This is a genomic window from Candidatus Halobonum tyrrellensis G22 (assembly GCF_000495475.1).
Classification (GTDB): Archaea; Halobacteriota; Halobacteria; order Halobacteriales; family Haloferacaceae; genus Halobonum; species Halobonum tyrrellense.
The window spans coordinates 20,895-28,416 of sequence record NZ_ASGZ01000031.1 but is presented as its reverse complement, the minus strand read 5'-3'; the positions used below and the strand labels follow the sequence as shown (position 1 = coordinate 28,416).

The window sequence follows — 7,522 nt, the reverse complement described above, 5'->3', positions numbered from 1 at the left end:
CGGCCTCCGCGCGCGCGCCGGCGGCGCTCCCGTCGTTCCACCCGCCGCCCGGCACCACGAGCAGGTCCACCGCGCCGGGGTCGCGCAGGCCGCCCTCGCTCGCGACGCGCATCCCGTGGCTCGCGGTGACCGGTCCCGCACCCTCTAAGGCGACCAGCCGGGTGTTGAAGTCGGCGCCCTCGCTCTCGGCGTTGCGGAACACCTCGAACGGGCCGACCGCGTCGAGTTCGTCGAACCCCTCGTACAGCAGCACGGCGATGTCCATAGGTGTCGTGTGGACGCCCCGACCAAATCGGTGTCGCGCCTTCGGCCTCCCGTCGACGGGGGAAGAGCCACGTGACCGGTCGCCGTCGGGCCGAGTATGGGCCACTGCCCCCACTGCGAGACCGAACTCCGCGAGGTGGTCGCGAGCGACACCGACGCGCGCTACGAGAGCGAGGTGGGCGTCTGGGAGTGTCCGGCGTGCGGCGCCGTCCTCGGCGTCGAGCGCCGAGGGGTCTGAACTCCCGGGACCCCGCTCAGCCGTCGTCGTCCTCGCCGCGCGCCCGCTCGAACATCGCGAGCGCCGCCTCGCGCGCCTCGCCGTGGTCGACGACGGGGTGGGGGTACGCCTCGCACGTCTCGCGGCGCTCCCCGTCGGTCAGTTCCGTCCACTCGTGGACCCGGTCGGCGGGTACGTCGGCGAGTTCGGGGACGTACTCGCGGATGTACTCGGCGTCGGGGTCGTACTTTTCGCCCTGCGTGACGGGGTTGAAGATCCGGAAGTACGGCTGGGCGTCGGTGCCGGTGGAGGCGGCCCACTGCCAGCCGCCGGTGTCGTTGGCAGTGTCGTGGTCCGCGAGGTGCTCGCGGAAGTGGGCGTACCCCTCCCGCCAGTCGATTCGGAGGTCCTTCGTGAGGAACGACGCGACGATCATCCGGAGCCTGTTGTGCACGAACGCCTCCTCCCGTAGCTGGCGCATCCCCGCGTCGACGATGGGGTAGCCCGTCTCGCCCTCTTTCCACGCCCGGAGGTCGTCGGGCGCGTCGCGCCACTCGATGGGGTTGGCGTACGACTTGTAGTTCTCCGCCGCGACCGACGGCTCGTCCCACAGCACCTGCGCGTAGAACTCCCGCCACGCGAGCTGCGACCGGAACGTCTCGACCGACTCGTCGGCGTCGCCGGTCCGCCCCTCGCGGGCGTCGACGGTCGCCTCGTACACCTCGCGGACGCCGACCGTCCCCCACTTGAGGTCCGCCGAGAGCCGCGAGGTGTTCTCCCGGGCGGGGTAGTCGCGCGCCGCCTCGTACTCGTGTATCGGCCCGTCGCAGAACGCGTCGAGTCGCTCGCGCGCCGCCTCCGTCCCCGCGGACTGCACGTCGGCGTCGGGGTCCTCGAACCCCAGGTCGCCGATCGAGGGGAGGTCGTCGCCGGTCACGTCCGCGAGCGCGTCTGCGGCGGGCGGGTCGACCGGGTCGCGCTTCTCGCGGTCGCGCCACTTCTTCCAGAAGTAGCTGTACACCCGGTAGGGGTCGCCGTCGGTGGTCGTGATCGCGCCGGGTTCGTGGTGGACCGCGTCGTGGACCGTCCGCACGTCGACCATCGCCCGCGTCAACGCCCCCTCGACCGCCCGGTCGCGTTCCCGCGCCAGCCCGGAGTAGTCCTCGTTCCAGTACACCCGGTCGGCGTCGTACTCGTCGGCGAGCGCCGGGAGTTCCGCGCTCGGGTCCCCGCGGACGGTCAGGAGGTCCGACCCGCGCTCGCGGTAGCGCTCGCGGAGCGCCGACAGCGCGTCGAGCATGTAGCGGACGCGCGGCGGCGCGGCGTACTCCAGTACCGCGTCGTCGAAGACGAACACCGCGAGGACGGTGTCGCCGCCGTCGTCGCGCGCGGCCGCCGCCAGCCCCCGGTTGTCGGCGACTCTGAGGTCCCGCCGGTGCCAGAAGAGGCGCATCGACCGATCCAGGCGCGGGCGGCTAATGAGGCTACTGGACCGCCACGAGGCCGGTCGTCCCGACTCCTCCGGCGGTCCGTCGGGGGGTTTCTGTCCGCCGGTCAGACCCGGCCGAACCCCTCGGTCGTGGTGTACGACTCGGCAACCTCCATCCGGTCGCCGTGGATCGCACACCGGATCTTCCGCAGGTCGACGGTGTGCGCCCGGCTGGTGTGGTCGTCGTCGCACGCGAACCGGAGTACGCGCTCGCCGTTCCGGTCGAGCGAGTCGATCAGCCGGAGGTAGTCGCCACACTCCTCGCAGGTCACCGCCTCGCGGTCGATCAGGTGGGTGTACGACGACCGACAGTCCGGGTCGGGACACTCGTAGACGAACGCCCGGTACGCCGTGCGCGTCTCGCGGACCCGCTGGGCTTCCCGCTGGAGACACTCCTCTACGGCGCGCGGCGGTGCGTCCTTCCGTACGGCCGCCTCGACGAGCGACCGCAACTCGTCGCCGAACCGGGCCTCCGGCGAGTCCCAGATGCTCATGTCCGCTGGTTCGCCACCGGCGGGTTAGTTATCGCGCGCCTATCGGGCGGTAGCGTTCGGCTTCGGCGGCGTCGCGGGTCGCGAGCCGTCCGCCGGGTCGCGGTCCGCCCCGGCCCGAACCGGCGGCGAACCGGGGACCGGCGGGGGATTCTTCCCCGGGGGGCGCCTCCCCGGAGCCATGACAGCGCTCGACGCCTCGCTCCCCGTCGCGGCCCAGCCGTCGCTCGACGGGCTAGTCTCGCTCGCGGCCGCCGCCGAGGAGGCGGGGTACGACCGGGCGTGGCTCCCCGAGACGTGGGGACGCGACGCCGTCACGACGCTCGCGCTCGCGGCCGAACGAACCGACGAGATCGGTCTCGGTAGCTCGATCACCAACGTCTACTCGCGGTCGCCCGCGCTGGTCGGCCAAACCGCCGCGACGCTCCAGGAGGCGAGCGACGGCCGGTTCCGCCTCGGTCTCGGTCCCTCGGGACCGGCGGTGGTCGAGCAGTGGCACGGCGGCGACTTCGACCGGCCGCTCCGGCGCACCCGCGAGTACGTCGAGGTGGTGAGGACGGTGCTGTCGGGCGACGTGGTCGACTACGAGGGCGACCTCTTCGACCTCGGCGGGTTCCGGCTCCGGCAGGGGGCGCCCGACCCCGTCCCGCCCGTCGACGCCGCCGGGATGGGACCGAAGGCGGTCGAACTCTGCGGGCGGTTCGCCGACGGTTGGCACGGGTTCGCGCTGACGCCCGACGGGTTCCGCGACCGGCTGGCGGACCTCCGCCGCGGCGCGGAGTTGGGCGACCGCGACCCCGACGACCTCCGCGTGACGCTGTCGGTCACCTGCTGTGCGCTCGACGACGGCGAGCGCGCCCGCGAACTCGCGCGCGAGCACCTCGCGTTCTACCTCGGCGGGATGGGGACGTTCTACCGCGACGCGCTCGCGCGACAGGGGTACGGCGAGGCGGCCCACACCGTCCACGACGCGTGGACGGGCGGCGACCGCGAGGCGGCGGTGTCGGCCGTCCCCGACGACCTGCTCGCCGACCTCGCGGCCGCGGGGACGCCCGAGGCGGCGCGCGCCCGACTGGACGCGTTCACGGATCTCGCCGGCGTCGACGCGGTGGCCGTCTCGTTCCCCCGCGGCGCGACCGACGAGGAGGTTCGGGCGACGCTGGAGGCGATGGCGGCGTGAGCCGCGACGACCGGGCGGGCGGGGGCGGCGACGGCGAGGGCGACGCGCGTGGGTTCGACGCGGACGCCGGGACCGACGCCGACCCGGCGGCCGCCGCCGACGACGCGTTCGCCGCGCTGGGGTCGGAGACGCGCCTGCGGACGCTCCGGACGCTCGCGGCGGCCGACGAGCCGCCGACGTTCACCGACCTGTTCGAGGCGAGCGGCGAGGAGACCACCGCGGGGTTCGCCTACCACCTCCGTCAACTCACCGACCGCTACGTCCGCAAGGGGGAGGAGACCGAGCGGTACCACCTGACGTACGCCGGCCGGCAGGTCGCACGCGCGCTCGCGGCCGGGACGTACACCGAACGGGTCGACCGCGACCCCGAGCCGATGGCGGGCGACTGCCCGGTCTGTGACGCGGCGGCGCTGTCGGCGCGGGTCGCCGACAACTACGTCGCGGTCGCGTGCACCGACTGCGGCCGGGAACTCCTCTCGCTGCCGTTCCCCCCGAGCGGGGTCCGCGGCCGCGACGCCGACGCGGTGCTCGACGCGTTCGACGCCCACCACCGCACCCGCTTTCGCCTGCTCGCCGACGGCGTCTGCCCCGACTGCGCCGGCCGGGCGCGCGGCCGCATCGAGTTCGCCGAGACGCCCGGCCTGCCGGGCGAGGCGTCCCGACCCGTCCTCGCGGGGACCTGTGCCGACTGCGAGTTCCGCGTGCGCGCGCCGGTGTCGCTCGCGCTGGTCGAACACCCGGCGGTCGTCGCGTTCTTCGAGACGCACGGCGAGTCGGTCCGCGACCGCCCCGTCTGGAACCTCGGCCCCGAGTGGGGCGAGACCGTCCTGTCGCGGGAGCCACCGGCGGTCCGGGTGTCGGTCCGTCTCGACGACGAGCGGCTGAGCCTCCTCGTCGGCGACGGCCCGACCGTGGTCGACACCGAGCGGGCGTCGGTCGACGGCGACACCGCGGAGGGGCGTCCGGACGCCGACGAACGCGGCCCGAACGGCGAGCCGGAGGGCCGGAGCGGCGGGACGAAACCCGTCGACGCGAACGACTCGGAGGGCGACCCCGCGGGCGCGACCGCGGACGACTACGAGGCGACGACCGCGGGGTCGTCGTAAACCGCCACGTCGGTCCCCTCGCCCGTGAACGTCGCCACCCGGAGCCCGTTCCCCGACGCCAGGTCGCGCTCGCAGGCCGCGGCGACCGCCCGCGCGGCGAGCGAGCGGGCCGCGTCGAGGGGCATCCCCTCCGCGTACTCCGCCTCCAGCAGGCCGTACGCCGTGGGGCCGCCCGACCCGTCGGCGGCGAACGCGTGTTCGAGCGCGGCGCCGCCGGCGTCGAAGCCGTACAGTCGCGGGCCGTCGGCGTCGACGCCGCCGAGGAGGTGCTGGACGCCGAACCGCTCGCCGCGCATCACGTTCCCCGCGAGCGACGCGAGCGCGTCCACCGGCATCCGGCGGTCCCGCCGGAGTTCGTACAGCCGGACCTCGTTGTCCAGCCGCGACACCAGCGCCTGCGCGCCCGAGACGGCGCCCGTAAAGGCCAGCCCCGCCCGGTCGCCCACCTCGAACACCTTCTTCGCGCGTTTGCTCGACACCATCCCGCCCGCGCTCGCCCGCCGGTCGGACGCCAACACGACGCCGCCGTCGGCCACGAGTCCCACTATCGTCGTCCCGAACTCGGTTTCGGTCTCTCGTCTGTCCACACCCCCGCTCGGGGTCGCCCCCGAATAAGTATCCGCTAAAATATGTCTTAGCCGGCGGCCGTCGGGATTTTCCCGGCCGTCGCGTTCCCACGGTCGGCTGTCGGGACCGTCCGGGTTCGACCGGCCGAGGTACGTGTGTTCGGCCGGCCGACCCGGCGTCGCCGTCCGGACGGGTCGTGTTCGACCCCCTCGCGGCCGGGGTCACTCCCGGACGGGTTCGACCCCGTCGCGCCGGCCGTCCAGTACCGAAAACCGCTCGCCCCGCAGGCGTTCGAGCCACGCCAGCAGGCGCTCGGCCCAGCCGAGTTTCCGGGCTTTCGCCTCGGAGACGCTCGGGTCGTCGAACTCCCAGCCGACGAAGACGAGTTCGGCGGCGCCCATCGCGTCGGCGAGGAACGCCGCCCGGTCGCCGTCGGTGAACCCGCCGAAGTTGGCCACCGGCCCCGCGGGAGCCGCCTGCGTCGTCGCGAGCACGTGGTCGGCGTCGTACCGCGGGAGCCACTCGGCTATCAGGTCGCGGTTGTCGCCGTGGGCGTGCGCCACCACCACCTCCCCGCGGGCGGTCCGGTCTACACCGGTCTCGGGGTTCTTGTCGAGGTCCGTCACCATCGCGTCGACGCCGACGCCCGCGTCGACGAGGCGGTCGGTCGCCGTCGAGGCGGCGAACACCCGGTCGGCCTCGCGGGCGCGGTCCGCCTCCCCCTCCAGCGACGGCCCGGCCCCGGCGACGGCGACGCTCCGCCCCGAACAGTCGAGCCTGTCGGTGTCGAACGGCCGCGCGAACGCCGCCAGCCGGTCGCGCGCCGCCTCGTCGCCGGCGCGGTCGTAGCCGAAGTCCGCGAGGAGGCGTTCGTACACCGGCTCCCAGGTGGCGAAGTTCATGTGGTCACCGCCAACGCCGTCGCTGACGAGTTAAATATACGGAGTTGAGCCGGAACGGCACCCAAGTACCCCTACCCGTAGTGCCCTTCCGGCTTCCAATCGGTGGTATCTGCCGTGTCGGTATAAGTTTTCTCACTCCGTCTGACGCCTGACACGCGCGAGGGCGTCGTCTAGCGCGGCTGAGACGCCGGATGCCCGCTCGGCGACCCGGTCGATCCCCCCGGGGGTGGCCACGAGGAGGGCGGAGGGGTCCACCTCGGCGGCGACGACGACCGCACCCGCCTCGCGCGCGCCCGCCCGGAGCGCGCCGCGTTCCTCGGGCGAGAGCCCGTCGAACTCCACGACGCGCGTCACCGCCTCCCCGGCCAGGTCGGGGTCGCCGCCCACCCGCTCGACGTGTCTGCGCGCCTCCCCGGTGGTGGTCACGTCGAGTTCCTCGACGCGAACGTCGCCCTCGCCCGCGCCGTCGCGGACGCGGCGGCGGGCGAACTCACGGCCGACCAGCGCGGCGTCGCGCGTCTCGGCCACGTCGTGGGTCCGGACGACGTGCGCGCCGCGCTCGACGGCCATCGACGTGGCGGCCAGCGAGACGGCGAGCGCCTCGTCGGTGTCGCGGCCCGCGACGTCGCGCAGGAAGTTCTTCCGGTTGATCGACACCAGGATGGGGCGGCCGTAGCCGCGGAACTCCCGGAGGCGGCGGAACGTCTCGCGGTCGTCCTCCAGGGTCTTCGTCTCGCTCCACCCGCCGAAGGCGGGGTCGACCAGCGTCTTCTCCGTGAAGCCGTTCCGCGAGAGCGCGTCGTAGATGTCGTCGACGTCGTCGACCGCGCCGGGCCGTTCGAGGTCCGGCGGCGACGCCATCTTCGCCACCGCGGCGTCCCGCTCCGCACAGACGCGGGGCATCTCGGGGTCGGCGAAGCCGCAGACGTCGTTCACCATGTCGAACCCCCGGTCGAGCGCCTCGGCGGCCACCTCGTGGTAGCGCGTCTCGATGGAGAAGACGGCGTCGCCCGACACGCTCGCGAGCGTCTCGACTGCGGTGTCGAGTCTGTCGAGTTCCTCCTCGGCGGAGAGCACGTCGAACCGCTTGTTCGCGGATTCGAGTCCCACGTCGACGATGTCCGCGCCCTCGTCGACCAGCGCTTCGTCGACGTACGCGGCGGCCTCGCCGGGGTCGGCGAAGACGCTCGGGTCGTACGGCGACTCGACCGACACGTTGAGCACGCCCATCACCCGCGGCGGGTGGTCGTCGCCGATTCGCAGGCCGGCGGCGTCTACGGTTCGCATCGACCGACCGTGACGACCC

At 73.8% G+C, this 7,522-nt stretch carries 9 protein-coding genes; 3 read left to right on the top strand and 6 right to left on the bottom strand.

Going from position 1 to position 7,522, the window contains the following annotated elements; all coding sequences use genetic code 11:
* Nucleotides 1-265 (bottom strand): DJ-1/PfpI family protein (locus K933_RS09945; RefSeq protein ID WP_023394602.1); only part of this gene is annotated, 265 nt, incomplete at its 3' end.
* Nucleotides 266-361: 96 nt separating this feature from the next.
* Between K933_RS09945 and K933_RS18725 the strand changes: the two genes are divergently transcribed.
* The gene (locus K933_RS18725; protein WP_023394601.1) at nucleotides 362-502 is read left to right on the top strand and encodes a hypothetical protein; all 141 of its coding nucleotides are present in this window, start codon (nucleotides 362-364) and stop codon (nucleotides 500-502) included.
* Nucleotides 503-518: 16 nt separating this feature from the next.
* Here the strand turns inward: K933_RS18725 and K933_RS09940 are convergent, their stop codons facing one another.
* Complete coding sequence (locus K933_RS09940; protein WP_023394600.1) at nucleotides 519-1,934, bottom strand: cryptochrome/photolyase family protein; 1,416 nt, start codon at nucleotides 1,932-1,934, stop codon at nucleotides 519-521.
* Between the two features lie 101 nt (nucleotides 1,935-2,035).
* Nucleotides 2,036-2,464 carry a hypothetical protein gene (locus tag K933_RS09935; RefSeq protein WP_023394599.1) on the bottom strand — a complete coding sequence of 143 codons (429 nt, stop codon included), beginning with the start codon at nucleotides 2,462-2,464 and terminating at the stop codon, nucleotides 2,036-2,038.
* Between the two features lie 178 nt (nucleotides 2,465-2,642).
* Here K933_RS09935 and K933_RS09930 point away from each other — a divergent pair, with 178 nt between their 5' ends.
* Together K933_RS09930 and K933_RS09925 are read left to right on the top strand one after the other, a co-directional pair.
* The gene (locus K933_RS09930; protein WP_023394598.1) at nucleotides 2,643-3,641 is read left to right on the top strand and encodes a TIGR04024 family LLM class F420-dependent oxidoreductase; all 999 of its coding nucleotides are present in this window, start codon (nucleotides 2,643-2,645) and stop codon (nucleotides 3,639-3,641) included.
* On the top strand, nucleotides 3,638-4,747 hold the full coding sequence (locus K933_RS09925; protein ID WP_023394597.1) for a DUF7351 domain-containing protein: 1,110 nt from the start codon (nucleotides 3,638-3,640) through the stop codon (nucleotides 4,745-4,747). Before K933_RS09930 ends, K933_RS09925 begins: the two co-directional genes overlap by 4 nt.
* On the opposite strand, the gene K933_RS09920 is transcribed toward K933_RS09925, so the two are convergent.
* From K933_RS09920 to K933_RS09910, 3 genes are all read right to left on the bottom strand, one after another.
* Entirely contained in the window at nucleotides 4,717-5,334 is a 618-nt protein-coding gene (locus K933_RS09920) for a proteasome subunit beta (RefSeq protein WP_023394596.1), read from the bottom strand. The genes K933_RS09925 and K933_RS09920 overlap by 31 nt on opposite strands.
* Nucleotides 5,335-5,535: 201 nt before the next feature.
* A complete protein-coding gene (locus tag K933_RS09915; protein WP_023394595.1) occupies nucleotides 5,536-6,216 on the bottom strand; it encodes a 6-hydroxymethylpterin diphosphokinase MptE-like protein in 681 nt (226 codons plus the stop codon).
* 132 nt (nucleotides 6,217-6,348) lie between these two features.
* The gene (locus K933_RS09910) at nucleotides 6,349-7,503 is read right to left on the bottom strand and encodes a dihydropteroate synthase (RefSeq protein ID WP_023394594.1); all 1,155 of its coding nucleotides are present in this window, start codon (nucleotides 7,501-7,503) and stop codon (nucleotides 6,349-6,351) included.
* Nucleotides 7,504-7,522: the final 19 nt, after the last annotated feature.

Bases quoted from the DNA above. Each gene is read 5' to 3' on its own strand.
- K933_RS09915 (WP_023394595.1), bottom strand. From the start codon at position 6,216: ATGAACTTCGCCACCTGGGAGCCGGTGTACGAACGCCTCCTCGCGGAC.
- K933_RS09935 (WP_023394599.1), bottom strand. From the start codon at position 2,464: ATGAGCATCTGGGACTCGCCGGAGGCCCGGTTCGGCGACGAGTTGCGG.
- K933_RS18725 (WP_023394601.1), top strand. From the start codon at position 362: ATGGGCCACTGCCCCCACTGCGAGACCGAACTCCGCGAGGTGGTCGCG.
- K933_RS09930 (WP_023394598.1), top strand. From the start codon at position 2,643: ATGACAGCGCTCGACGCCTCGCTCCCCGTCGCGGCCCAGCCGTCGCTC.
- K933_RS09940 (WP_023394600.1), bottom strand. From the start codon at position 1,934: ATGCGCCTCTTCTGGCACCGGCGGGACCTCAGAGTCGCCGACAACCGG.
- K933_RS09910 (WP_023394594.1), bottom strand. From the start codon at position 7,503: ATGCGAACCGTAGACGCCGCCGGCCTGCGAATCGGCGACGACCACCCG.